This window comes from Novosphingobium aerophilum (assembly GCF_014230305.1).
Taxonomy (GTDB): domain Bacteria; phylum Pseudomonadota; class Alphaproteobacteria; order Sphingomonadales; family Sphingomonadaceae; genus Novosphingobium; species Novosphingobium aerophilum.
On sequence record NZ_JACLAU010000008.1, the window covers coordinates 86809 to 112850 of the forward strand.

The window sequence follows — 26042 nt, forward strand, 5'->3', positions numbered from 1 at the left end:
CGGAAACAGGGGAATCAAGCGCGAATCCGGGTCGCCGGATCGTCCCACGCGCCCGCGCGGCTGCAAGGCGGTACAGCAGCTCAGCCCGACTGATGCCCGGCAGCCTCGCCGTCGGCGTCCTATTGCCGGCCGACTTGGCCGGGGCGGGGCCTCTACTTCTGCCGCCGGATGAAGTCGCGCAGATCGGCGGAGAGCTTCTTCCGGTCGGCGTCGTGGACGTACATCATGTGTCCGGCGTCGTAATAGTGGAACTCCACCCGGTCCTTGGGCCAGCCCGGGCGGTTCATCGCATATTCGGCGAAGGTGAAGGGGGTGGCGAAATCGTACCAGCCCTGCCCGACCCAGACCTTGGTCCGGCTGTTCTCGCGCAGGCTGCGTGCCAGCCCGGGGGCCACGTTGACATAGGCGTCGCGCCCATTGCCGAGCCGCCAGTCCCACGGCCCGACCGGGCCGATCGAGACATAGCTGCGGTCGGTCTTGTAGCCCAGGTCTCCTCGCAGGTAGGCGTTGACCGCAGCCGGATAGCTGGCGTCGATGCCGTAGAAGCTGGGATCGTTGTCGGGCTCCTCACCCGCGTTGTCATAGTCGGTGCCGGTGTAGCGGGCATCGAGCCGACCGATGGTCAGGCCGCGGTCGCGCAGCAGTTCCTTGTAGAACCGGCCGGGCGTGACGCGCAGGTTGGCGCGGTCGAGGAAGGCCTCCGACAGGCCGGTCAACTGCGCCATGCGGGCACGGACCGCCGCGCGCTCGTCGGCGGACAGGCTGTTGCCCTTGAGCAGGGCGGCCACATAGGGCCCGGTGGCGAAGACCCGGGCTTCGGCGACGGCCGCCTCGACGGTCGCCGGGCGCGGGTTGAGCTTGTTGTGATACCAGGCCGCGGCGGCATAGCTGGGCAACGTGCCCATGTGCTGCAATTCGTTGCCCTCGTCCTCGGCCTCGAGCCCGAAATCGAGGATGGTGGAGATCAGCACCACGCCGTTGAGGGCGACGTCGTTGTAATCGCGGGTGAGCTCTGCCGCGACGGCGGCCGAGCGGGTCGTCCCGTAGGATTCGCCGCCAAGGAACTTGGGGGCGTTCCAGCGGTTGTGCTCGTTCAGCCAGAGACGAATGAACTGGGCAATGGATTCCGCGTCGGACTTCACGCCCCAGAAGGTCTTGGGGTCGGTATCGCCGAGGGCATAGCTCCAGCCCGTGCCGACCGGATCGATGAACACCAGGTCGGCCACGTCGAGCAGCGATTCCGGGTTGTCGGTGATGTCGTAGGGCGGTGCGCCATCGTCCTTGGCGTCGGGGAGGTTGACCCGCTTGGGCCCGAAGGCGCCCATGTGCAGCCACAGGCTGCCCGATCCGGGACCTCCGTTGAACAGGAAGAACACCGGCCGGTTCGGCTCGGGACTGTCCTTCAGATAGGTGGTGGAGAAGATTGCCGCGGTGGGCTTGCCGGCCTTGTCCTTAAGGAACGTCTCGCCGACGATCGCGGTGTAGTTCATGCGCACGCCGCCGAACACGCCGCTGCGCTTGGCGACGACGCGGTTGGGCGCGGGCGCTTCCCCGGCGGGAACCTTGTCGCCCTTGCCGTTGTCCCCCTTGCCATCGCCCGCCTTTTGCTCGGCCTTCGCCGGGGTCTGCGACCAGGCCGGCAGGGGGGCGGCAAGGGCGAGCAGCGTGGCAATGGAGGCAAGCGATGCGAAGCGCATGAGGAAGCTCTCTGCTGGGGGGATGCGTAGGGCGGATCGATACCCGGGCCGCCCACCGCGTGCAATCGGCGGCGGACAGGCCCTGGCCGGTTCAGGGCGCGGTCTTGGCGGGGCTGCCGTAGGCTATGCCGAGCTGCTGCAGGTAGGACCGGTGCTTGCGGGGATCGAAGATGAAGGGTTCCATCGCCGGGCGCATCCTGGTCATGAGGTCGGCGTTGAGGTGGATGGCCGGCGTGTCATCGGGGCCGAGCAGCGGCTGGTAGCGCTCGGTCTTGAACTGGACCTCCTGCTGCCAGGCCTTGGCCCGGGCGACCAGATCGGGGGTGGTCATCAGATCGAGCACGGTCAGCGCGGCCACCTTCGCCCCGGCCAGCGCACCCTTGTGGGCAATGGGCGTGGCCATGGCCGCGGCCGCCATCACATTGTGCGCGGACAGTCCCGGAATGTTCGAGGGATAGCGGATCGTGATGGTCGGAACCGTCCACATGATGTCGCCGATATCATCCGATCCGCTCGTCGCGTCGGGGTCCGGGCGGTCCGGTGACCAGAGGTGCGGGCCATCGGTCCGCATCGGCTTTGCATCGCGCCCGAAACCGTCCTGCACCGCCCGGGCAAAGGCCCGATCGGTCTCGGTCCACTGCGGCAGGCCCACTGCCTGCATGTTGGCAAAGGCCGCCTCGGCGATCGGGCGGTTGCCATAGTTGGAAGCGGCGTGACCGAGCACCCGACGGGTGACGCTGGTGTCGGTCATCAGGGCGGCCCCCTCGGCGATGCGATTGGCGCTGTCGTACATGGCCTTGACCGCCGGCAGGCCGGTGTCGCGGAAGTAGTACCAGACGCTGGCCTGCCCGGGGACGATGTTGGGCTGGTTGCCGCCGTTGGTGATCACATAGTGGCTGCGCTGGGTGACCGGCAGATGCTCGCGCTTGAAGTTCCAGCCGGCGTCCATCAGCTCGACCGCGTCGAGCGCGCTCTTGCCGTCCCAGGGGTTCGCGGCGGCATGGGCGGTGCGCCCGGTGAAGGTGTACTCCACGCTGAGCGCCGCGGTGTTCTTGAGCGGGCCCCAGGCGGTGTCGAGATCCGATCCGACATGGGCGAACAGGCTGGCATCGACGCCATCGAACAGGCCGGCCCGCACGTAGTAGGCCTTGGTCCCGATCAGCTCCTCGGCCACGCCGGGCCAGACCATGATGCGGCCCTTGATGCCGTTCTTCTGCATGACCTCCTTGGCGCTGATCGCAGCGACGATCATCATCGGCAGGCCGCTGTTGTGGCCCTCGCCATGACCGGGCGCTCCGGCCACCATCGGTTTCGCCTGGGCCACGCCGGGGGTCTGCGACAGGCCGAGGAGCGCGTCGATATCGCTGCCGAGGGCGATCAGCGGCCCGCCCTCGCCCCAGGTCGCGGTGAAGGCGGTCGGCACCCCGGCCACCCCGCGCACGACCTTGAAGCCGTTCTTCTCAAGCATGCCGGCCAGGTAGGCGCTGGTCCTCACCTCCTGGAATCCCGGCTCGGCGTAGCTGAAGACCTGATCGATCATCGTGGCGAGCTCACCGGCGCGCGCCTCGACCGCAGTGGTGGCATCGGCCTTGACGGCCGGCGGCGCCTCGGCATGTCCGGCGGCGGCGGCGGACAGGGCCAGGATGGTGGCGGCAACCGGAATGCGCATGACGAAATCTCCCTCGCGGGGGAGAATATCGGCTGCATGGCGCCAGGCAATCGCCGAATGGCCATCCCCCCGGACCGCCGGTCTTTCTGCAAGACCACGCACGGCTTGATCTTGATTATGTTATATAGCATAACGTCAGTCAGCCCCGCAGAGGACACGAGGAGAGAGGGATATGTCGAATCGCAGCCACCGGACCCGCGCGCAGATTGCCGCGCTGCTGCTCACCACGGTGCTGGGGGCCGCCCCGGCCCGCGCCGTTGAAGCCGCCGAAGCCGACGCCGCCGAAGCTGCGGCGGCCGAGCCGAGCAAGGACGGGTCGGACATCGTCGTGACCGCCCAGCGCCGGCGCGAGAACGTCCAGAACGTCAACATCGCGGTCACCGCCCTGTCGGGTGACACGCTGATCGATCGCCGGGTCATGCGCGCCATCGATCTGCAGACCGCGACGCCCGGGCTTACGATCTCGCGGTCCGGCATCACCGATTCGTTCAACATCCGCGGCATCGGCCTGGCTTCCGGATCGCCCCAGGTGACCAATGGCGTTGCCACCTACATCGACGGCGTGTTCCAGCCGCCGATCGTGTCCAACGGGCAGTTCTACGACATGGCCGGCGCCGAGGTGCTGCGCGGGCCGCAGGGCACGCTGTCGGGCGCGAACTCGACCGGCGGCGCGGTCTATCTCACCACGCAGCGCCCCCAGCTCGGCAAGGTGGGCGGCTATGCCATGGCGAACTATGGCAACTTCAACAATGTCGGCCTGAACGCCGCGCTCAACGTGCCGCTGGGCGAAAGCTTCGCGATCCGCGTGGCCGGGCTGTTCAACGATCACGATCCCTGGTTCACCGACACCGGCCCGGCCAGGAACCGGCCCGAGCGGCTGCGCGAACGCGATGGCCGCATCCAGGCGCTGTTCCAGTCGGGCGGGTTCCAGGCCAACCTCAAGATCGAGGTGGTCGATCGCCAGACCGGCGGCTTCGCCCTCCAGCCGATCGCGACGACCACGACCAACAACCCCTACGTCGCCGGGCGGACGAACACGCCGTGGACCGTCAATTACGATTCGCCGGTGGCCAACCACGAACGCGCCTTCGCCAGCGTGCTCGAGGCCAAGTACGAATTCGCCGGCGGCCTTACCCTGCGCTCGGTCTCGGCCTGGCAGAACAAGCGCCTGTCGACGCTGAACGAATCCGACGCGACCGCGCTGAACCGCAGCAACTCGACGCTCAACCAGACGGCCGGCGCCAACAACGTGCGCGAACGCGTGCTGAGCCAGGAGATCAACATCATTTCGCCCGATGCCGGGCGCTTCAAGTACGTGCTGGGCGGCTATTACCAGCACAACAAGATCGACCTGCACAACTGGAGCTCGACCAACGGGGCCTTTACCACCCTGCCCCAGCCGGTCACCGACAAGACCCTGCTCGGCGTGTTCGGCCAGGCGACCTACCAGCTCGACAGCCGCTTCTCGATCGACTTCGGCCTGCGCTACTCGCACTTCCATGTCGAGGGCTCGGGCGCGGTCTATCGCGCCGCCGCCGGATCGACCCTGGAGCAGATCCTCGCCACGCCGCCGGTGGGCGCCACCGTGCTGGTGCCCCAGACCGGGACCGAGCGCGACGGCCGGATGACCGGCAAGCTGGCGCTCAACTACAAGCCGGACGAGAACAACCTGTTCTATGTCTTCGCCGCGCGCGGCTACAAGAACGGCGGGATCAACCCGCCCGGCGGGACCTTCGCGCCCGAAACCGTGTGGGATTACGAGGCCGGCTGGAAGGGCACGCTGCTGGACCGCCACCTGCGCACCCAGGTGGGCGTGTTCTACATGACCTACAACAATTTCCAGATGGACGTGGTCAATCCGCTGTCCGGGCAGAGCGGCGTCACCAACCTCGCCAACTCGAACATCAAGGGCTTCGAAGCAAGCGTCCAGGCGCGGGCCGGCGGGTTCTCGCTCGACGGCGGCCTGTCCTTCGTGGATTCCAGCGTCAGCGCCCTGCGGCTGATCAACAAGTGGGCCATTCCCGCCGGCGTCAGCCTGCCGCAGTGTGCGACCGGCGTGGCCAACGGGCCGACCTGCTTCAACTACACCTATGCCACCAGCTCGGGCGGCCCGAACCTCTACAGCCCGAAGTGGACCTGGAACGTGGCGGCGGCCTATCGCCACGAGCTTGGCAACGGCATCGCGCTGACCCCGCGCGTGGCCTATGCCTACATCGGGGCGCAGTGGGCCTATCCGACCTACCAGGCCTCGACCGACCTGATCCGGGCGCGCGGCCTGCTCCAGGCCAGCGTGACGTTCGAGAAGGACAACTGGAAGGTCGAGGGCTATGCCACCAACCTGGCCAACAAGTTCTACGTGGCCGGGCAGAACGGCAAGAACGAGCTGTACGGTGCCCCGCGCGAATACGGGGTGCGGGTCATCACCCGGTTCTGATGCGGCAGGCCGGGTCGGGAACGCCACCCGATCCGGCCCCCATGGGGCGGCAGTGCCGTCAGGGGCCCGGTTCCGGCGCCCAGAGCGCGATCAGCAGCGGGACCAGCTCGTCGCGCAGATGGGCCGGGACGGCGTCGAAAATCCGCTGCTCGTGCGCCTCGAACTCGGCGATGGCGCGCAGGGTCAGGTCCCTGCCCTCCGGGCTCAGCGCAAGGTGCTGGACCCGCCCCGGACCCGGGCTCGGCACGACCAGCCCGCGTTCGACCAGCCGGCGCATGATCGGATTGAGGTTGGGCCGCTGGATCGACAGCAGCCGGCCACACTCGGCCTGCGAGATCCCGGGGTTGTGTTCGACCAGGGCCAGGATCGAGGCTTCGGTGACCGACAGGCCAAGCGGCTCGATCCGTTTCTCGAGCTCGGCGAGACGGCTGATCGCGGCCCGGCGCAACAGATAGCCGGGATAGGACTGGAGCGGGTTCTTCATCGGCGACCTTCGCTGGGTCCGGCGGTTGCGGTGCCAGCAGCGATGGCGCGAGCGGGCTGGGTTGTCCAGTCGTTATAGAGTATAACACAAACGTAAGTCGTTCAGACACAAAGGCGAAAGGATCAATCGATGCAGCATCTTGAACGGTTCGGGCTGGCTGGCGCGGCATGGATCCTGACCACCGTTGCCGCCCCGATCGTCGCCACCCCGGCGGTCGCCGCCACGGCTACCACGCCGTCCAACCCGATTGCCTGCCCCGATCTGGCCCGGGCCGCCCTGCCCGACCCATCGACCGTGATCACGGCCGCGGCCCTGCGCGAGGCGACGCCGGCCGCGCCGGCCCCGGCCGCCAGCGACGGACGCCCGCCCATGCCGGTCGCCGCGATGCCCGCCCATTGCGAGATCCTGGGCCAGCTGCAGCAGCGCACGGGCGCCAATGGCCAGCCCTATGCGATCCGCTTTCACCTGCGGCTACCGCGCGAGTGGAACGGCCGCTTCGTGTTCCAGGGCGGCGGGGGCACCAACGGCATGGTGGGAGACGCCCAGGGTGCCCTGTTCGGCCAGCCCGGGGTGACCGCGCTGAATGGCGGCTATGCCGTGATCTCGTCCGATTCCGGGCACGACAATGCCGTCAACAACGATCCCCGGCGGCAGGGCATCGCCACGTTCGGTCACGATGCCATCGCCCGCCACAATTATGGCGGCGGGTTCATCGGGCCTGTGGTGCGGACGGGCAAGGCCCTGATCCGGGCCTTCTACGGTCGCGCGACCACGTACACCTACTTCGTCGGGGGGTCGAAAGGGGGGCAGGAGGCGATGATGGCCGTGCAGCGCTTCCCGCGCGACTTCGATGCGGCGCTGATCGGCTATCCCGGCTTCCACCTGGCCCATGCCTCGATCGCGCAGTTGTGGGACGGCCAGGCCTTCGCCGCCGTGGCCAAGGCCCGGGGCGAAGTGGGCAACGACGGTCTGCCGCTGATCAACCGCGCGATGAGCGATGCCGACATCGTCCTGGCCCAGCAGGCCATCCTCAGCGCCTGCGATGGCCTCGACGGCACCCGCGACGGCATGATCGAGGCCTTTCCCGCCTGCACCACCGCCCGCGTCGTGCCGGCCCTGGCCCATGTGACCTGCCCGGGCGGCCGGCCGGCCGACAAGACCGCGCAATGCCTGCTGCCGATGCAGGTGGCGGCGCTGCGCAAGGTGTTCGGCGGGGCCCGGACCCGCGATGGCCGGGCCATCTATTCCGACTGGGCCTGGGATGCCGGGATCGGCGCCGCGACCGCGGCGGGCGTCTCGCAGGGCTGGCGCATGTGGAAGATGGGCGACTATGCCGCAACCGCCAACAACGGCGCCCTGATCCGCCTGGGCGCGCCGAGCAATTCCGCGGTGTTCCGTTCGCCACCGCTGGAGGTGGCGGCCGACGTGACATCGCTGAGCCGCTATGCCCTGACCGCCGACATCGACCAGGCCTTCGCCGATGCTCATCAAAAGTGGGGCGAACTCGGGGAATCCGCGGCCGACTTCATGCACGCCGATGCGACCGACCTGTCGGCCTTCACCCGGCGCGGCGGCAAGATCATCCTGTTCCACGGGGTCAGCGATCCGGTCTTCTCGATCCTCGACTCGCTGCGCTGGCTCAAGGCGGTGGATCGCCGCGAACGGGGCCGGGCCGGGCGGTTCATCCGGTTCTATGCCGTACCCGGGATGAATCATGGCGGGGGCGGTCCGGCCACGACGCGCTTCGACATCTTTGCGCAACTGGTCGCCTGGCGCGAACGGGGCCGGGCGCCGGGGGCGATCACCGCGACCGCCGGTCCCGACACCCCCTGGCCCGGTCGCTCGCGCCTGCTGTGCCCCTATCCGCAGCAGCCGCGCCGCATCGGACCGGACCGCGAAGAGGCCGGATCGTTCCGCTGCAAGGTGCCCTGAATACGGCCCCCGGGCGTCGGCGGGCACGTCGGGACCATCGGAGCCCTGTTCAGGGCGATGCGGACTTGGTAGCCGTGACCGACCGTGGGACGCGGCCCGGGCCGGGCACCGGGCGTCCGTCTTTGTGCCGGGAGGACCTGTTGCCGATCCAGACCCTGTTGCCGATCCAGACAATGCCGCGCCGCGGCGCGCTGGCCGCGCTCGCCCTGTTCGCGGCCTGCGCCGGGGCAGGGCCCGCCCGGGCGCAACCCGAGAAGGGGCCCGAGAAGGGGCCCGAGAAGCCGGCCGAGCAGCAGCCCGGGACTGGCGCACTGGCCCGGCTGGTCGGCAGCGCTCCGTTCAAGGCCGCTCGGCAGGCCCTGGCGGATGACCACGAACGGTTCGTCGCCGAGATCATCACGCTGACCGAGATTCCCGCCCCGCCCTTCAAGGAGGAGGCCCGGGCCCGGGCCTTTGCCGCCATGCTGAAGGCCAGCGGCCTGGCCGATGTGGCCATGGACAGTCTGGGCAATGTCGTGGCCCGCCGTCCCGGACGGGACCCGTCGCTGCCGCCGCTGATCGTCGCCGCCCACCTCGACACGGTCTTTCCGGAGGGGACCGACGTCAGGGTCAGGCGGGAGGGCACCCGCCTGATGGCGCCGGGGATCGGCGACGACACGCGCGGCCTGGCCCAGTTGCTGGCCCTGGTCCGCGCCATGGACCGGGCGCGGATCAGGACCCGGCGGGACGTGGTCTTCGTCGGCAATGTCGGGGAAGAAGGGGCCGGGGACCTGCGCGGCATGCGCCATCTGTTCGCCAGCCATCCGGCTGCCAGGAACGCGGCGGGGTTCATCACCATCGATGGCAGCGGCGCGGCCCGCATCACCACCACCGGGGTGGGCTCGCGCCGGTTTCGCCTGACCTTCGCGGGCCCGGGCGGGCACAGCTTCGAGAAGTTCGGGATCGTCAATCCGGTCGCCGCCCTCGCCCGCACGGTGAGCGGCCTCTATGCCGTTCCGGTTCCCGCCGAGCCCAGGACAACCTTCTCGGCCAGCGTCATCGGCGGCGGCACCTCGGTCAATGCCATCCCGGCCAAGGCCTATGTCGAGATCGATATCCGGTCGGCCGCGCCCGCGGAGATCGCGCGGATCGACCGCGCGCTGCATGACATCGCGCAAGCCGCGGTGGACGAGGAGAACGCCGCGCGATCCACGGCCATGGGCCGGATCACCGTCAGCTTCGAGACGATCGGCGACCGTCCGGCCGGAACCACTCCGCCATCGAGCCCCCTGGCGCGGAATGCCCATGACATGGCCGTGCTGATGGGGCTCCAGCCGGCCTTCATCGCCCAGTCCACCGACGCCAATGTGCCGATGAGCCTGGGGATCCCGGCCATTGCCATCGGCACGGGCGGAAGGGGCGGCGGCGAGCACACGCTGGGCGAGTGGATCGACGTGAGCCGGGACGAGGCCGTGCAAGGCATGGCCGTGGCGCTGGGGACCATCCTGGCCTCGGCCGACTGACCGTCGCTGGCGGTGTCGCTGCGACCGATCCGGCCGCAGCGACAACCCACCATGCATGGTTGGCCGCAGTTAGTTCCGATAGCTCAAAGTCACCCAGAAGCGGCGGGGTTCGTTGAAGTATCCTTCAAGGAAGCCGAACGAACTGCGCGCATCATAACCGGCAACGATGATCCGTCGGTTGGTCAGGTTGTCCACGGCGAGACGCAGGGCGAGTCCTTGGCCCGGCAGGCGGATCGTCGTGCTCAGGTTAACGATCGCATGATCGGGAGCCGACAGCTCGGCCGTGTTCTCGACGTCGGTGAAGTTCTTCGACCGATAGGAGGCATCGGCCCGGAAGATCGCCTCCAGATCACGGCCCAGCGGCAAGGTATAGGACAGGCCGAGGGCGCCGGTGAGGTCAGGCGACTGCTTGGGCGTGCGGCTGCTGACGTCGGTCGGCACCCCGGCGATGACCGAGACATAGTTCTGGTACTTCGCATCGAGCAGGCCGAGCGCGGCATCGATACGAAAGCGCGGCGATACCCTCACGACAGCCTCGACCTCAAGGCCCTGGATCCGGGACCGTCCGACGTTCTCGGTCCTGACCACGATCAGCCCGGTGGACTTGCTGACGGTGCTGATCAGCAGCTGTTGGTCACGGTACTGGTTGCGGAAAGCCGCCAGATTGAGAGTGACGGCGCTGCCGAGCTGGCTCTTCAGGCCGACCTCGAAAGCGTCGAGGCGTTCCGGATTGTACGATCCGATTTCCTCGAGCGAGGTCGGGCGACCATTGAACCCACCGCTTCGGAACCCTTGGGACCAGGAAGCATAGGCCAGGATGTCGGGACGCAAGCGATAGCTCAGCGACACCCGCGGCGTGAAGGCGTCCCAGCTTCGCGCCAGGGTATAGGACGGGGTCCCGAACAGCAGCGGAGTGTTGCTGTCGACCCGATTGGCAGCCTGGAAGAACGACTTCTTCTCGTGCGTGTAGCGCCCACCAAGCTCAAGCGTGACGGCGGAGCCCAGCGGGACCGAGGCATTGCCGAACACCGCAAGGTTGGTGTTGGTCTGCCGGTTGTCGAAATCGAGGTTGAAATCGAGGAAGGCCGGGGGAATGCCCAGTACCCCGCTGGAGAAGGCCGCGAACCCGGGCGCCTTGAACAGGCCGTCGGCAACCGTCAGGTGTGTGAGATCGATGCTGCTCTCGCGAAAATAGTAGGCCCCCAGCAGAAGGTTGCCCCGCCCAAGCAGCGGGGTGCTGAGCTGCAGTTCCTGGCTGAACTGCCTGGCCCGCTCGTTATGGAAATCGCCAGCATAGTTCACCTTCGACGAGGCGTCGCCATCGCGGCCGAACTGGGCGTGGACCCAGCGGTAGGCGCTGATCGATTTCAGCCTGGCACCGCCCAGGTCATAGCTCAGCGTCAGCGACGAATTGACGGCATCGGCATGGTCGCGGTTGAACTGGGGCGACGTGTCGGTGCGGTCGATTCTGTCCGGGACGGTGCAGCATGGCGCGATGAAGGTGGACTGCAGGAACGAGAAGAACGTCGGGCTGAACGCCAGCAACGAATGGGCCGCCGAGTTCTGGCGACGCCGCAATCCGTCGACCTCCGCGACGGCCTCGAAGGGTCCCGAGACGTAGCGCAGCACCCCGCGTCCGGTCACCACGTTCCGGTTCCCCAGGTTCCTGCCGGAGGGCACCTTCTGCCAGCCGTCACCCCACTGCCCCAGACCTGACAGCCCCAGCGACAGCCCCTCGCCCAGCGGAACCGCCAACCGGGCGCGCAGGCGCACATCGTTGTACGATCCGTAACGCAGGTCACCCTCAACCTCGCGCGCGGCGCCCGGCAACCTTGTCACCACGCTGATCGCGCCACCCACGGTGTTCTTGCCGAACAACGATCCCTGCGGTCCGCGCAGCACCTCCACGCGCTCGACGTCGAGCAACTCCGCGGGAGCGCCGAATGTCCGGGCGACATAGACCCCATCAAAGTAGGTGCCCACGGCGGGATCGGCGGTGATGATGAAGTCGTTCTCACCGACACCGCGAATGAACGGGGCGATCGCCCCGCTGTTGCCGCCGGTTCCTGGAGTGAACTGAAGATTGGGCGCGACCTGCTGCAGTTCGGTGACCGAACCGATGCCCCTCGCCTCGAGCGCCCGCCCGGAGAGGGCCGTCACCGCGATCGGCACGTCCTGCAGACGCTCAGCGGTCCTGCGGGCGGTAACGACGATCTCGTCGGCGCGGTCCGCCCCCGCGGAGGCATAGCTACCCCTGTCCTGAGCGCTGGCCGGCAGGGCTGCCAGCACAGCCATGGCCGAAATCCCCCAACGCGGCACAACCAACCGCTGACCAGCTCCACGCCGCTGATGCCTCCCGCCGGAATTGCCGCCGTTGCCCATACCACCCCCCATTTAGCGCATGATTTGCGGGATTCTTTCACGCATATTTTTCACATATCTGGACATGAGTCCATGTTTGCGTATCTCAAAACGGAATTTTTCGCGCTATCGTGAAAACGGGTGGCATCGCCCGGAATCAGCCACCCCGCCACTGTGCCACACCGGGGCATCGAGCAGGGCGGGCTTGCCGCGCCGGCCCGGCCAAGGCAGCATCCGGGCATGACGCGCTTTGGTCCCGATCGATGAAGGTCGTCGCCTGCTACAGTTGCAAGGGCGGGGTGGGGAAGAGCACCCTCGCCGCCAATCTGGCCTGGGCCTCGGCCTGCGTGTCGGCCCGGCGCACCCTGTTGTGGGACCTCGACCCGCAGGGCGGCGGGGGGTTCCTGCTGGGGGTCGAGCGTCGGCGCGACGCCCGGGCCGCGGCCCTGTTCGAGGAGAGCACGCTCGATCGCCACGGGATCGTGCCAACCGCCTGGCCCAGCCTTGACGTCCTGCCCGCCGACCCGAGCCTGCGCGGGATCGACCGCTTGCTTGACCGGCTCGGCAAGCGCAAGCGGCTCGCCCGGCTGACCGGCTCGCTGGCCGAATGGTACGATCGCGTGATCCTGGACTGTCCTCCGGTCGTCAACGCCTTGAGCGACCAGATCATCCGGGCCGCGGATGTGGTGATCGTGCCGCTGACTGCATCCCCGCTGGCGCGCCGCGCGCTGGACGACGTGCTGGATGACCTGCGCCGCCATCACGGCCGGCATGCGCCGGTCCTGCCGGTCTTCGCGATGTACGATGCCCGCCGCAAGCTCCACCTGCAGGCCCATGCCGCCGAACCCGACTGGCCGGTGGTGCCGATGGCCAGCGTGGTCGAGCAGATGGGCGTGCAGGGCAAGCCGGTCGGCGCCTTCGCCCCGCGCTCCCCGGCGGCCGATGCGGTGCGGGCCTTGTGGGCCGGGATCGAGCGCAAGCTGCAGGGCTGAGCCGCCGTCAAGACACGCGCGGCGCGGGCGCGGGGGCCAGTCAGTCCATTCACGGAACTGTCTTCAAGTCGTCATCGCGCCGACATTCCCCTCTGGCAGGAGACCACCAGGCACAGCATCTGGGACTCGGCCAATGATCACCGACCTCGACAGAAACACCCTGCCCGCCCGGCGCGATCCCGCGGCCCGGGTGCCCGAATGGCTCAACCTGCCCGAGCCCCGCAGCTTCCGGCCCAAGCGGCGGTACCGGGCGGTGTGGATCTCGGACGTCCACCTCGGCACACGCGGCTGCCAGGCCGACATGCTGGTCGACTTCCTCCGCGCGATCGAGACCGAGCACCTCTATCTGGTCGGCGACATCATCGACGGCTGGAGCCTGCGCAAGGCCTGGTTCTGGCCCGATGCCCACAACGAGGTGGTGCGCCGGATCCTCAAGATGGCCCATCGCGGCACCCAGGTGACCCTGATCATCGGCAATCACGATGAGGTGCTGCGCGATTTCGCCGGGTTCAGCTTCGGCGGCGTCGAGCTGGCGACGGAGGCGGTCCACCGCACCGCCGACGGTCGCCGGCTGCTGGTCACCCATGGCGACGCCTTCGACGGCGTGGTGCTCTATGCCCGCTGGCTCGCCTTCCTGGGCGACAAGGCCTACGCCCTGCTGCTGCGCGCCAACATCGTGGTCAATGCCGTCCGCAAGCGGATGGGCATGCCGTACTGGTCGCTCTCGGCCTACATGAAGAAGAAGGTCAAGAACGCCGTCCAGTTCGTCTGCAATTACGAGCAGGCTCTGGCCAACGAAGGCCGGACGCGCGGCTTCGACGGGATCGTCTGCGGGCACATCCATTGCGCCGAGATCCGCCAGATCGGCGACATCACCTATTTCAACGACGGCGATTGGGTGGAAAGCTGCACCGCCCTGGTGGAGGACTTCGCCGGCGCCATCTCGATCGTGGAATGGAAGGATGATCCATCGGCCTCCGTGGCCTTTGCCGAAGCCGTGGAGCAGGTGGCATGAGGATCGCGATCGCCACCGATGCCTGGCTGCCGCAGGTCAACGGTGTGGTGCGCACGCTGGCCGCGACCGTGGCCGAGCTGGACCTGCGCGGTCACGAGGTCGAACTGATCACGCCCGCCCGGTTCCTGACCGTGCCGATGCCCGGCTATGCGTCGATCGACCTGGCGGTCGCGCCGCGCTTCACCGCCCGGAAGCTGCTGCACGCCTTCGCCCCGGACATTGTCCATATCCCCACCGAGGGGCCGATCGGCTGGGCGGCGCGAAGCTGGTGCCTGGCCCAGGGCGTGCCCTTCACCACGGCGTTCCATACCCGCTTCCCCGAATATGCGGCGGTCCGCACCGGGCTGTCGGTGGAACGGTTCTGGCCACTGCTGCGGCGGTTCCATCGTGACAGCCGCGCCGTGCTGGTCGCCACCCCCAGCCTCGAGGCCGAGCTCAACGCGCGGGGGATTGCGCGGACCCATCGCTGGACGCGCGGCATCGACCACTGGCTGTTCCGGCCCGACGGGTCCCGCCATCCTGCTCTGGCCGACCTGCCCCGGCCCATCCTGCTCAACGTCGGACGCGTGGCCCCGGAGAAGAACCTCGACGCCTTCCTCGCGCTCGACCTGCCCGGCAGCAAGGTGGTCGTGGGTGACGGGCCCGACCTGGCCATGATGAGGGCGCGCTATCCCGGGGTCCATTTCCTCGGCACCCTGGAGGGGGAGGACCTGGCCAGTGCCTATCGCGCGGCCGACCTGTTCGTCTTTCCCAGCCTGACCGACACCTTCGGCCTGGTGATGATCGAGGCCCTGGCTTGCGGTCTGCCCGTGGCGGCCTTCCCGGTCACCGGGCCAAGCGACATCATCGGGCTCAAGGGCTATGGCCCGGATGGCGACTTTCCCGCCCGGATCGGCTGCCTGGACCCGGATCTGTCGACCGCGATCGGCCGCGCCCTGGGTTGCGACCGGAAAGCCGCCGCCGTCTTCGCGCGGCGGTACACCTGGCAAGCGGCGACCGACCAGTTCCTGTCCGCTTTGTCCGGGGCGACGGGGAGCAAGGTTCCGTCCGACTCCGCGATCAGCGCGCTCGAGCCGGCCTGACCGCGATCATGCGGGCCGGGTGCGACGGGCTCACCAGTGCCGCAGCAGCGCCTGGGCCTGGGCCCGCAGCCGGTCGGTATAGCGGACCGCAGGCACGGCGATGCTGACCGCGCAGATCGGCTGGCCCGGCAGCGCGATGGGGCGTGCCAGACTGCAGATCCCGGACTGGCTCTCCTCGCGCGCCTCGGCAAAGCCGCTGGTCCGCACCCGGTCGATCTCGGCGCGCAGGTCGGCTTCGTCGACCAGGGTGTGTGTGGTGAACCTGTCCCGCGCGCTTTCGCGGAAGTAGCGCGCCAGGGCGTCGTCCGGCAGCAGCGAGAGCAGGGCCTTGCCCCCGGCGAGGGCATGGAGCGGCCGACGGGCACCGGGCTCGATCGCATAGCGCAGCGACTGGCCGCTCGCCTCGGTGACGAGCACCCGCGCCTCCCAGCCGTCCAGGCCGAACAGGGACACGGTCTCGTCCAGCTCGGTCCGCACGGCGCGGATCATGGGGGCAAGGCGGGCTTCCAGCGACAGGGCGGTTTCCGGCGTGCGCAGGCGGAGCAGCCCCGGGCCGGGGCTGTAGCGGCGTCCGTCCCGCACCAGGTAGTCCCGGTCGCACAAGGTGCTCAGAAGGTAGGACATGCTGCTCATCGGAATGCCGAGCGCGGTCGCCACCTCCTGCGCCTGGACCGGTTCCGTCCGGCCGACCACGAATTCGATGATGTCGAGCGTGCGCATCGCGGATTTGACCTGCGGCGACCGGGCGGAAACACTCGTCATGGCGCCAGCCTAGAGCGTTTTCGAACCGGATGGAATCATCCGGTGATTCGGAAAGCGCGCCAAAACAAGAAGCTGGAGCGATCCGTCCGACCCCGTCGGGACGGCTATCGCTCCAGCAAAGCCGGGCGTGGCATTGCAGCGCGATGATCCGAACATGCGGGGCGGGGCTCGACGAAGGGCTGACCGATTGATCCTAGCAAGACCGGTTTGTTTCGTATAGGTGAATGTTTCATGGATGCGATGTCATCACACCCCATGCCTCCCGTGGCGATCCTGCCCGGCCTGCTGTGCGATTCCCGCATGTTCGGGGACGCGATCGCGCGCCTGCCGCAGGCCGGGGTGATCGATGGCTTCTACGGCGGGGCGAGCACGATCGCGGCGATGGCGGACTATGCCCTGTCGCGCCTGCCCGGGCGGGTCAGCCTGCTCGGCCATTCGATGGGGGCGCGGGTTGCCCTGGAGATCGTGCGCCGGGCGCCGGAGCGGGTCGAACGCCTGGCCCTGGTCGATACCGGAGTCCATCCGGTGGCCCCCGGCGAGGTGGACAATCGCCATGCGCTGGGCGCGCTGGGCCGGGAGCACGGCATGGCAGCGCTGGTCGACAGTTGGCTGCCGCCGATGCTGGCGGACCGCTCGCGGGAGCGGCCCGAGCTCGTCGCGGCCTTGCGCGCGATGTGCATCGCCGCGGGCCTCGACATCTACGCGGCGCAGGTCACGGCCCTGCTGTCCCGCCCCGATGCGCTGGCGGTCCTGCCCGGAATCGGTTGCCCGACCTTCGTGATCGTCGGCGCGGAGGACCGCTGGTCGCCGCCCGCCCAGCACGAGGCGATCGCAGCGGCCATTCCCGGCGCGGTCCTGCGCGTGATCGCGGGGGCCGGCCACATGCTGCCCGCCGAGGCGCCCGAAGCCTTTGTTGCCGTCCTCGCCGAATGGCTGGCCCACCCCGCCACCGGCTCCCCATGTCCTGCCCCAGGAGATCACCGTGACCGCCTCGCTTGAGCTTAAGCTGAATGCCCAGACCAGCATCGTCGATTTCCTGCGCAACCAGCAGGTCGGGCCGAACGTCTATCCGGGCGTGCCGGCCGAATACACCAACTGGCGTGACGAACAGCGCGCCTGGGCAGAGACCGCGATCCTGTTCAACCAGAGCTTCCACATGGTCGATCTGCTGGTCACCGGGCCCGGTGCCTTCGACATGCTGGCCTGGCTTGCCCCGAACAGCTTCAAGGGCTTCGTCCCCGACCGCGCCAAGCAGTTCGCCCCGGTCACCCCGGAAGGCTATGTGATCGGCGACGTGATCCTGTTCTACCTGGCCGAGAACACCTTCGAGCTGGTCGGCCGCGCGCCGACCATCGAATGGGTCGAGTACTGGGCCTCGACCGGGCGGTGGGACGTGCGGGTGGAGCGCGACGAGCGCACCGCCGCCCGCCCGCTCGACCAGCAGGGCCATCGTCGCAATTACCGTTTCCAGTTGCAGGGCCCCAACGCCATGGCCGTGCTCGAGCGGGCGATGGGCCAGACCCCGCCCGACCTCAAGTTCTTCCACATGACCACGGTGGCCATCGCCGGTGCGCAGGTGCGCGCGCTGCGGCACGGCATGGCGGGGCAGCCGGGCTATGAGCTGTTCGGTCCCTGGGCCGACTACCACATGGTGCGCGACGCGCTGATCGCAGCGGGGCAGGACTTCGGCCTCAGGCTCAGCGGCGGGCGAACCTACAGCTCGAACACGCTCGAATCCGGGTGGATCCCCTCGCCCCTCCCGGCGGTCTACACCGGTGACGGCACCAGAGCCTTCCGCGAGTGGTTGCCCGCCAATGCCTATGCCGGGATGTGCTCGATCGGCGGGAGTTTCGTGTCGGACCGGATCGAGGACTATTACCTGACGCCGTGGGACCTCGGCTATGGCCACATGGTCAAGTTCGATCACGACTTCGTCGGGCGCGAGGCGCTCGAGGCGATGAAGGACCGGCCGCACCGCCGCAAGGTCACCCTGGCGCTCGACAATGCGGACATTGTCCGGGTGATGAGCTCGATGCTGCAGACCGGCGACAAGGCCAAGTTCCTGGAGTTTCCCAGCGCGGTCTATGCCATGCACCCCTATGACGCGGTGCTGCAGGACGGGCGGACGGTCGGCCTCTCCACCTGGATCGGCTACACCGTCAATGCCGGACGGTTCCTCGCCCTCGCCATGGTCGACGAGAGCGTGGCCGAACCGGGGACCGAGGTCAGCCTGCTGTGGGGCGAACCCGACGGCGGCACCTCCAAGCCGACGGTCGAGCGCCACGTGCAGACCGAGATCAAGGCAGTCGTCTCGCCCGTGCCCTATTCCGAGGTGGCGCGCGACAGCTATGCCGACGGCTGGCGGACGAAGCGCGGCTGAGGGATCGGACCCAGACCAGCACAGGAGAGCGGACTTGACGCCCATCGCCACCACCCACGTCGGCAGCATGCCGCGCGGCCCCGAATTGACCGCGCTGCTGCTCGCCCGCGACGGCGGCAAACCGTTCGATGCGGAGGAGTTCGATCGCGTGGTGACCGCCGCGGTCAACCGCTCCGTCGCCTTCCAGGCCGGCTGCGGGGTCGACATTGTCAGCGACGGCGAGATGGGCAAGGTCGGTTATTCGACCTACATGATCGAGCGCCTTTCCGGGTTCGGCGGTCATGTCGACCGCAAGCCTGCGGCCGATCTCGCCGAAGTGCCGGAGCTCAGCCGCAAGCTGGCGACGATCATGGGCAGCCAGGAGTTCGTCCGCGCCTCCTGCGTCGGGCCGGTGCGGCTGGTCACGCTGGCCCCGCTGCACGATGACATCCGCCGGTTCCGCGCCGCGCTCGATACCCATGGCGGCGGCGCACGGGGGTTCATGAATGCCGCTTCGCCGGGCTTGATCACCGCCTTCCAGGTGAACCGGTACTATCCCAGCCACGAGGCCTATCTCGCCGATCTCGCCGATGCCATGCGCGAGGAGTACGAGACGATCGTCGCAGCCGGGTTCGATCTCCAGCTCGACTGTCCCGACCTCGCCATGTCGCGGCACACCGGCTACCAGGATCTCAGCGAGGCCGAGTTCCTGAAGGTCGCCGCCGCGAACGTCGAGGCGCTCAACGCCGCCACCGCGAACATTCCGCCCGAGCGGATGCGGATGCACGTGTGCTGGGGCAATTACGAAGGTCCCCACGATCATGATATCCCGCTCGAACGGGTGATCGACATCGTGCTCAAGGCGCGACCCGGCACGGTCCTGTTCGAGGCCGCGAACCCGCGCCACGAACACGAATGGACCGTCTGGCGCGATGCCGAGGTGCCCGACACCAAGGTGCTCGCCCCCGGGGTGATCGACACCTGTTCGAACTATGTCGAACATCCCGAGCTGATCGCCCAGCGGATCGAGCGGTTCGCCGGGATCGTCGGGGCCGACCGTGTCATCGGCAGCACCGACTGCGGCTTCGGCACTTTCGCCGGTTACGGCAAGATCGATCCGCTGGTCACCGAGAAGAAGCTCAAGGCCCTGCGCGCGGGTGCCGACATCGCCGGGGCCCGGCTGTGAGCCCCGACGAACGCCGGGCGATCGAGTGGGACTGCGCGCGTCTCGTCGCGCTCTATGCCAACCTCAACGACGCTGCGCACTGGGCGGATCTGGCTGCGCTTTACGCCGAGGACGGGATCATGACCCGCCCGTCAGCCCCGGATATCGAGATCCGTGGGCACACGGCCATCCTCGCCGCCTTCCGCGCCCGTCCCCCGCGCCTTACGCGGCATGTCTGCAGCAACGTGGTGATCGATGTCGAAGATGCCGATCACGCCCGCGGCACGAGCGCGATGGTGCTCTACACCGGGACTACTCCGCCCGCGGTCGGCTGGTTTCACGATCGCTTCATCCGCACGACGGCGGGCTGGCGGTTCAGCGAGCGGCGCGGAACGATGACCTTCAGTCCCTGAACGCCGGGGTCGACGCCGGAAATGTGCGGCTGCGGGGGCTTTACGTGGACATCGTCGACCGGGTGCCGCCGCGGCTGGTCGATGGCAACACGATCCGGGTCGGCATCGCCGCGCAGCGCTTTCCGTTCCCGGCCCCGACCGGGCTGGTCGATTTCGACATCAACCAGGTCGGCTCGGAAACCGGCCTGAGCCTGCAGCTCGACACCGCGTCTCCGGTCAGTCCGGGCCCCGGGGGGAACCTGGAACTCTCCCTGCCCTTTGCCAGCAAAAGCGGCGGTCTGTTTCTCGGCTTCGGCTTCCGCGAGGCGCGCCGTCCCGAAGGTGGCAGCCACCGCGGCCGCGGGATTGCGGGCACCCTGCTGCTGCGGCCGGCTCCCGGTGCCGAGCTGCTGCTGTTCGGCGGCGCCAACTTCACCCGCAGCGAGGAGGCGCGGGCGACCCTGTTTCCGGCCGGCACCGCACTGCCCCCGCGTGTCCGCAGGGGCCTGTTCCTCGGACAGCCCTGGACCGGGCGCGAGACCGACGGCAATCTCGTGGGGTTCGCCGGCAAGTGGCAGATCGGGTCGCTGCGGATCGAAGCCGGCCTGTTCAACTCGGCGCGCATCCTGCTCTGGAACTTCTCGGATAACCTGACCGGGGTGACGGCCAGCGGCAGCACCGCCAACCGCATCATCGTGGCCGCGCGCGACAACCGCGACAAGGCCTTGTCCGGCGAACTCCGCCTGGTTCGCGACTGGGCAACCGGCCGGATCAACCACTCGTTCGTGCTCAGCCTGCGCGGGCGCAACAAGGAGCGCTGGTTTGGCGGAGGCCAGCGCATCGCGCTGGGCCCCAGCTCGGCGATCAATCCCGACCCGCGCCCCGCCCCGGCGATCGTGACCACCGCGCTCGACCATGACGTGGTGCGCCAGCGCACCTATGGTTTCGCGTACAGCGGCACCCTGCGTGGCAAGGCCGGGCTGGATTTTGCGCTGTCCCGCACCGACTACTCCAAGACCATCGATTTCTCGGCCCCGACGAGTCCCGACATCCGTGTGCGCGACCGCCCGCTGATCGGCAACATCTCGGCCTGGGCGGTCCCGGTGCGCGGCCTGACGCTGTTCGGCGGCTATACGCGCGGGCAGGAGGAGGCCTTGATCGCGCCCGACGTGGCGACCAATCGCGCGGAGGCTCCGCCAGCCATCCGCACCAGCCAGATCGAAGCCGGGGCCCGTTTCACGCTGAGCAAGCAACTGGGCCTCGTCGCCACGGCCTTCCGCATCAGCAAGCCCTACTACAATCTGGATCCGGCGTTCCGCTATCGCGAGATCGGCAGCCTCAGCAACCGGGGGATCGAGCTTTCCCTGACGGGCCAGCTAACCCCGGGGCTGGTGGCGGTCGCCGGCACGCTCCTGATGGATTCGCGCATCGGCGGCGACCCGGCCTCGCTCAGTCAGATCGGCCCGCGACCGGTTGGCCAGGCCCGCCGCCGATCGGTGCTCAACATCGACTGGCGGATGCAGCAGGGCAAGGGACCGCTCTCGCTCGACCTGGCGGCGGAGAGCCTGTCGGCGCGGACCGCCAACATCCCCAACACCCTGTTCGCACCGGGACGCACCACGCTGAACCTGGGCGCACGCTACCGCTTCGCGGTGCACGACAAGCCGATCATGCTGCGCCTCCAGCTGCAGAACGCCTTGAACGCCTACGCCTGGAATGTGTCAGCCAGCGGAGGCTTCACCTACATCAATCCCAGGCTGTTGCTGGTCCAGTTGGTCGCCGACATCTGACCCGACGCTCGCGCCGTGCTTCAGCGGTCGGGGCAGGACGGCCCGAGGCGGGTTCCTTTAGAGCCCGTCCTGCAGGGGCGAGAGCCATGGTCCGATCTGGTCCGGGCCACCTATTCGGAGGAGGCCGCTGTCGAGCGGCGGGCCGTCTCGGTCGCGGCCGGGGCAAAGTCCTCCAACGTGGCGATCGGCCCGATCGCGGCGTTGTACTTGACCGTCTGCAGCACGATCTCGCTTTCGGCCTCGCGGATGCCGTCGAGAGCGAGGATCTGGTTGGTCACCTCGGCCGCTTCGGCCACGGTGGCCAGCAGGCAGACCGCGACCAGCCGGTGCGCGGCGTTCGCATCGTACAGCGCGCGGACCAGCGGCAGGTCGAGCAGGCGGTCGCGCACCTCGTCGAGCCGGCCACTGGCGCAGGTCACGGTGACGAAGACCATGATCTGCCCGCCGCCATCGGCCAGCCCGGCGCGGAACATGTCGACGATCGGGGTCAGCTTGAGCAGCCCGCCGGCTTGCAGCCGCTTGACCCGCCCGCGCACGGTCCCTTCGGTCACGCCCAGGTCGGCGGCGATCTTGCGAAAGCTGAGCCGGGCGTCCTGGGCCAGCATCGCCGCGATCTGGCGGTCGAGCAGGTCGGGCGCGACAACGGGTGGCAGATCGTCAGGCATCAGGCCTCCAGCGGCCCGACCGACGGGCTGTAGCGATAGACGGTGTTGACCAGTTCGACATCCACATCCTGCACCCCGCGGATCCCGGCCGAGACGTCGCGGGCGGCCTCGATCATGTCGCGGGCCGTGGTGAAGGCGTGCAGGCAACTGACCGCGAACCGGCCGGAGGTGAGGTGGACCGACAGCACGTCGGCCCGCGCCGCCAGCTCCTCGGCCACCTCGCGCGGCGAGCGGCCCGACACGGTCAGGCGGATCCGGGCCAGCAGGCGATAGCCATGGACGCGGTAGTCGGCCACCGCGACGACCCGCATCAGCCCGGCGGCATCCATGGCGCGGATGCGGTTGGCCACCAGATTGCCCGACAGCCCCAGCTCCTCGCCGATCGCGGTGCTCTGGGCCCGGCCATCGCGCTGCAGCGCAGCGATGATCCGCCGGTCGATCGCGTCCAGCGCCTGCCCGCGGGTCCGCCGCGGCGGACGATCCCCGCCGGTCGCCGCCACCAGCGCCTTGTCGAGCATGTCCAGCCCGTGCTCCATCCCTGTCCCGCTAGGCCAAGCCGATCGGGCAGGCAAGCACCACGGCCCGGCTCAGCCGCGCGGCTCGCGGGGCAGGCCCAGCCCGCGTTCGGCGATCAGGTTGCGCTGGATCTGGTTGGTGCCGCCATAAATCGTGTCCGAACGGCTGAACAGGAACAGGTTCGGCAGGGTGTCCCACTCGTAATGGTCCCCGGCCGCCACCTCGCCGGCCTGGCCCAGCACGTCCATCGCCAGCTCGCCCAGGTTGCGCCGCCAGCTGGCCCACTGGATCTTGTAAGTCAGCGCCGCCCCGTCGATCTTCGAATGGTCGCTGTTCGACAGCATGCGCAGCGCGCCATAGCGCATCAGCCTGAGGCCGATCTCGGCCTTGGCGAGACGCTGGCGGATCAGCGGATCGCGCGCGGCGCCGTTGGCCTTGGCCGCGGCGATGATCTCGTCCAGCTCGTTGCGGAAGCCCATCTGCTGGCCCAGCGTCGAGACGCCGCGCTCGAAGGCGAGCAGGCCCATGGCGATCTTCCACCCTTCCCCCGGCGCACCGATCAGGCTGTCGACCGGGCAGCGCGCGTCGGTGAAGAAGGTCTCGTTGAATTCGGCATCGCCGTTGATCTGGCGGATCGGGCGGATCTCGATCCCGGGCTGGTCGATCGGCATCATCAGGAAGGACAGGCCCTTGGGACCCTGTGATCCCTCCTCGGTGCGGGTCACCACGAAGATCCAGTCCGAGATGTGGGCCAGGCTGGTCCAGATCTTCTGGCCGTTGACCACCCATTCGTCGCCTTCGACCCGGCCCTTGGTCCGGACGCTGGCGAGATCGCTCCCCGCGCCGGGTTCGGAGAAGCCCTGGCAGAAAATGGTCTTGCCCGCGGCGATATCGGGCAGGAAGCGGCGCTTCTGCGCGTCGGTGCCGAAGGTCAGGATGGTCGGCCCGGCCAGCTCGATGCCGATGTGGTTGATGCGTCCCGGCACCCCGGCGCGGGCATATTCCTCGGCAAAGATCACCTGCTGCGCCAGGGTGGCATTGCGGCCGCCCCACTCCTCGGGCCAGCCGATGCACGACCAGCGATGCGCCGCGAGCTGCTGTTCCCACTCCTTGCGCCGTTCGGGCATGGCGGTGAGCTGGGTGATGCCCTTGATGTCCTTGAACTCGCCGGCCATCTGGCCGTTCAGCCAGTCGGCGCATTCGGCGCGGAACTGTTCTTCGGCGGGCGAAAAGCCGAGCTTCATGCGGCATCTCCAAGAATGAGGGTGGCGACCTGCTCTCGATGCCACGAGCCCTGGCCCAGGGCGGTCTGGATCGCGCGGGCGCGCTTGAAGAACAGGTGGGCGTCATGCTCCCAGGTGAAGCCGATCCCGCCGTGAAGCTGGATCATGTTGCCGGCGCACAGGAAATAGGTGTCGGCGGCGAAGGACTTGGCGGCGTGCAGCGCCAGCGCGGCATCCTCGGCGCCCTCGTCGACGGCGCAGGCCGCCCACCACACCGCGGACCGTGCCTGCTCGATCTCGATCACCAGGTCTGCCAGGCGGTGCTTGTACGCCTGGAAGCTGCCGATCGGCCGGCCGAACTGGACCCGCTCCCTGGCATAGGCGACGGTCCGGTCGAGCGCGGCCTGCGCCCCGCCAAGCGCTTCGGCGGCCAGCGTGATCCAGCCGCAGGCCTGCGCCCGGGCCATGGCGGCGGCGGCATCGGCCAGCGGCTCGCCCACGACCCCGTCGAGCGTGACGCGGGCCATCGGACGGGTCTGGTCCATGGTGGTCTGCGGGATGACCGTCAGCCCCGGCGCATCGGCCCGGACCAGCCAGGCACCCTGGTTGGACGTCACCACGAACAGGCCGGCCGCGGCGCCATGGGCCACGAAGGCGTCACGACCGGTCAGCCGGTTGTCCTCGGCCTTCAGGCCCGCATCGTGCACGTAACCGGCGATGATCTCGCCCGAAAGCAGGCCCGGCAGCACGTCGGCGCGCTGGGCCGCGGTGCCTCCGGCGGCGATCGCCTGGGCGGCCAGGGCCAGGCTGCCCAGCATCGGCAGGGCCGCGACCTGCGCTCCGGCCGCCTCGGCCACCAGCGCCAGCTCGACGAAGCCCAGCCCGGCGCCCCCGGCCTCCTCGGCAATCCCGATCCCCGACAGGCCAAGCTCGGTGCAGAAGGCCTGCCACAGCGCGCGGTCGATCCCGGCGTCGGGTCCGCTGGCGGCCATGGCGGCGCGGGTCCGCGCGCTGGTCGCGTTCTCGGCAAAGAACGCCCGTGCGGTTTCCGCGATCATCTGCTGTTCGTCTGAAAGGGCGAATTCCATGGGATGGTCGATCCTCGGTGCGAGGGGGATGGGGAGTGGGGGCGGGGTTAGGGCGACAAGCGGAAGGGCCGCGATCAGCCCGGAATGTAAAGCTGCACGCTCTTTCCGCCATCGACTGGCAGGGCGATCCCGGTGATGTAGCTGGCGCGGTCCGACAGCAGGAACACGATCGCCTCGGCCAGTTCCTCCGGCTGGCCACCTCGGCCCATCGGGATGGCATCGGCGGTTTGCGCCGCGATCTCGGGCGCCTTGGCGGCGAAGTCGAGCGTGGCAGCGGTGTCGACCTGGCCGGGCACGACCACGTTGACGCGGATGCCCTTGCGCGAACCCTCCATCGCGGCGACCGCGGAGAACTGGATCAACGCCGCCTTCGACGCGGAATAGCTGGCATAATTGGCCATCGCCCGGATCCCGGTGGTCGAGGCGATGTTGACGATCGACCCGCCGCCCTGTTCGGCCATGACCGTCATCGCCGCCTTGGTGCCGACGAACACGGCCTCGGCATTGACGGCGAAATCCTTGCGCCAGTGCTCCAGCTTGAGCCGCCCGATCGGGGCATAGTGGACCGACATGGCATTGTTCACCAGCATGTCGAGCCGACCATGCCGCGCGGCGACATCGGCCACGACCGCGGCATAGGCATCGAGATCGGACACGTCGAGCCGGATCGCCTCGACCCGGCCGCCTTCGGCCTCGATCCGCGCCTTGGCCTGGTCGAGCATCTCCTGCCGCCGGCCACAGATCACCACGCTGGCCCCGCCGCGGGCAAGCAACTGCGCGGTGGCAAGGCCGATGCCGTCGCTGCCACCGGTGATGAGCGCCACCTTGCCGGCGAATTCCTGGGACATGTCGAACCTCTTCCAAGCTGTGCGTTGCCACGCACCTGCGATCAGAATCGGCTCTCTGTCAACCGT

General features: G+C 68.7%; 21 protein-coding genes. 11 read left to right on the plus strand and 10 right to left on the minus strand.

What is annotated here, in order from left to right; translation table 11 throughout:
* Nucleotides 1-152: 152 nt before the first annotated feature.
* Nucleotides 153-1697 carry a S10 family peptidase gene (locus tag H7F49_RS07895; protein ID WP_185683038.1) on the minus strand — a complete coding sequence of 515 codons (1545 nt, stop codon included), beginning with the start codon at nt 1695-1697 and terminating at the stop codon, nt 153-155.
* 91 nt (nt 1698-1788) lie between these two features.
* Nucleotides 1789-3366, minus strand: coding sequence for an amidohydrolase (locus H7F49_RS07900; protein ID WP_185683039.1), 1578 nt, complete (start codon nt 3364-3366; stop codon nt 1789-1791).
* 172 nt (nt 3367-3538) lie between these two features.
* Between H7F49_RS07900 and H7F49_RS07905 the strand changes: the two genes are divergently transcribed.
* Nucleotides 3539-5800: a TonB-dependent receptor gene (locus tag H7F49_RS07905; RefSeq protein ID WP_185683040.1), complete on the plus strand. Its 2262-nt coding sequence runs from the start codon at nt 3539-3541 to the stop codon at nt 5798-5800.
* Nucleotides 5801-5858: 58 nt separating this feature from the next.
* On the opposite strand, the gene H7F49_RS07910 is transcribed toward H7F49_RS07905, so the two are convergent.
* Nucleotides 5859-6284: a MarR family winged helix-turn-helix transcriptional regulator gene (locus H7F49_RS07910; protein WP_185683041.1), complete on the minus strand. Its 426-nt coding sequence runs from the start codon at nt 6282-6284 to the stop codon at nt 5859-5861.
* A gap of 129 nt (nt 6285-6413) precedes the next feature.
* Between H7F49_RS07910 and H7F49_RS07915 the strand changes: the two genes are divergently transcribed.
* Both H7F49_RS07915 and H7F49_RS07920 read left to right on the plus strand, forming a co-directional pair.
* Nucleotides 6414-8216, plus strand: a complete 1803-nt coding sequence (locus tag H7F49_RS07915; protein WP_185683042.1) for a tannase/feruloyl esterase family alpha/beta hydrolase — start codon at nt 6414-6416, stop codon at nt 8214-8216.
* A gap of 140 nt (nt 8217-8356) precedes the next feature.
* Nucleotides 8357-9718, plus strand: a complete 1362-nt coding sequence (locus H7F49_RS07920; RefSeq protein WP_235982009.1) for a M20/M25/M40 family metallo-hydrolase — start codon at nt 8357-8359, stop codon at nt 9716-9718.
* Nucleotides 9719-9787: 69 nt separating this feature from the next.
* Here the strand turns inward: H7F49_RS07920 and H7F49_RS07925 are convergent, their stop codons facing one another.
* Complete coding sequence (locus tag H7F49_RS07925) at nt 9788-12013, minus strand: TonB-dependent receptor (RefSeq protein ID WP_185683043.1); 2226 nt, start codon at nt 12011-12013, stop codon at nt 9788-9790.
* A 329-nt stretch (nt 12014-12342) separates the two neighbouring features.
* On the opposite strand from H7F49_RS07925, the gene H7F49_RS07930 reads away from it, so the two are divergent.
* The 3 genes from H7F49_RS07930 (at nt 12343) to H7F49_RS07940 (ending at nt 15168) form a co-directional block, all read left to right on the plus strand.
* Complete coding sequence (locus H7F49_RS07930; protein WP_185683044.1) at nt 12343-13071, plus strand: ParA family protein; 729 nt, start codon at nt 12343-12345, stop codon at nt 13069-13071.
* Between the two features lie 133 nt (nt 13072-13204).
* Entirely contained in the window at nt 13205-14086 is an 882-nt protein-coding gene (locus tag H7F49_RS07935; RefSeq protein WP_185683045.1) for a UDP-2,3-diacylglucosamine diphosphatase, read from the plus strand.
* Nucleotides 14083-15168: a glycosyltransferase family 4 protein gene (locus H7F49_RS07940; protein WP_185683046.1), complete on the plus strand. Its 1086-nt coding sequence runs from the start codon at nt 14083-14085 to the stop codon at nt 15166-15168. The genes H7F49_RS07935 and H7F49_RS07940 overlap by 4 nt, the downstream gene beginning before the upstream one ends.
* A 30-nt stretch (nt 15169-15198) precedes the next feature.
* Here the strand turns inward: H7F49_RS07940 and H7F49_RS07945 are convergent, their stop codons facing one another.
* A complete protein-coding gene (locus H7F49_RS07945) occupies nt 15199-15930 on the minus strand; it encodes an IclR family transcriptional regulator (RefSeq protein WP_185683047.1) in 732 nt (243 codons plus the stop codon).
* A 240-nt stretch (nt 15931-16170) separates the two neighbouring features.
* Here H7F49_RS07945 and H7F49_RS07950 point away from each other — a divergent pair, with 240 nt between their 5' ends.
* The 5 genes from H7F49_RS07950 (at nt 16171) to H7F49_RS07970 (ending at nt 21636) form a co-directional block, all read left to right on the plus strand.
* Nucleotides 16171-16929, plus strand: coding sequence for an alpha/beta fold hydrolase (locus tag H7F49_RS07950; RefSeq protein ID WP_185683089.1), 759 nt, complete (start codon nt 16171-16173; stop codon nt 16927-16929).
* On the plus strand, nt 16913-18310 hold the full coding sequence (desA, locus tag H7F49_RS07955) for a syringate O-demethylase (protein WP_185683048.1): 1398 nt from the start codon (nt 16913-16915) through the stop codon (nt 18308-18310). Before H7F49_RS07950 ends, desA begins: the two co-directional genes overlap by 17 nt.
* 67 nt (nt 18311-18377) lie before the next feature.
* The gene (locus H7F49_RS07960) at nt 18378-19475 is read left to right on the plus strand and encodes a cobalamin-independent methionine synthase II family protein (protein WP_185683090.1); all 1098 of its coding nucleotides are present in this window, start codon (nt 18378-18380) and stop codon (nt 19473-19475) included.
* Nucleotides 19472-19867, plus strand: coding sequence for a nuclear transport factor 2 family protein (locus H7F49_RS07965; protein WP_185683049.1), 396 nt, complete (start codon nt 19472-19474; stop codon nt 19865-19867). Before H7F49_RS07960 ends, H7F49_RS07965 begins: the two co-directional genes overlap by 4 nt.
* 44 nt (nt 19868-19911) lie before the next feature.
* Complete coding sequence (locus H7F49_RS07970; RefSeq protein ID WP_185683050.1) at nt 19912-21636, plus strand: TonB-dependent receptor domain-containing protein; 1725 nt, start codon at nt 19912-19914, stop codon at nt 21634-21636.
* Between the two features lie 110 nt (nt 21637-21746).
* On the opposite strand, the gene H7F49_RS07975 is transcribed toward H7F49_RS07970, so the two are convergent.
* The 5 genes from H7F49_RS07975 to H7F49_RS07995 all read right to left on the minus strand — a co-directional run bounded on the left by H7F49_RS07975 (nt 21747) and on the right by H7F49_RS07995 (nt 25976).
* Nucleotides 21747-22301, minus strand: a complete 555-nt coding sequence (locus H7F49_RS07975; RefSeq protein ID WP_185683051.1) for an Lrp/AsnC family transcriptional regulator — start codon at nt 22299-22301, stop codon at nt 21747-21749.
* The gene (locus H7F49_RS07980) at nt 22301-22837 is read right to left on the minus strand and encodes an Lrp/AsnC family transcriptional regulator (protein WP_235982010.1); all 537 of its coding nucleotides are present in this window, start codon (nt 22835-22837) and stop codon (nt 22301-22303) included. Before H7F49_RS07980 ends, H7F49_RS07975 begins: the two co-directional genes overlap by 1 nt.
* Nucleotides 22838-22888: 51 nt before the next feature.
* Nucleotides 22889-24061, minus strand: a complete 1173-nt coding sequence (locus tag H7F49_RS07985; protein ID WP_185683052.1) for an acyl-CoA dehydrogenase family protein — start codon at nt 24059-24061, stop codon at nt 22889-22891.
* Nucleotides 24058-25128, minus strand: a complete 1071-nt coding sequence (locus tag H7F49_RS07990; protein ID WP_185683053.1) for an acyl-CoA dehydrogenase family protein — start codon at nt 25126-25128, stop codon at nt 24058-24060. Before H7F49_RS07990 ends, H7F49_RS07985 begins: the two co-directional genes overlap by 4 nt.
* Before the next feature lie 74 nt (nt 25129-25202).
* Entirely contained in the window at nt 25203-25976 is a 774-nt protein-coding gene (locus H7F49_RS07995) for an SDR family NAD(P)-dependent oxidoreductase (protein ID WP_185683054.1), read from the minus strand.
* Nucleotides 25977-26042 lie beyond the last annotated feature (66 nt).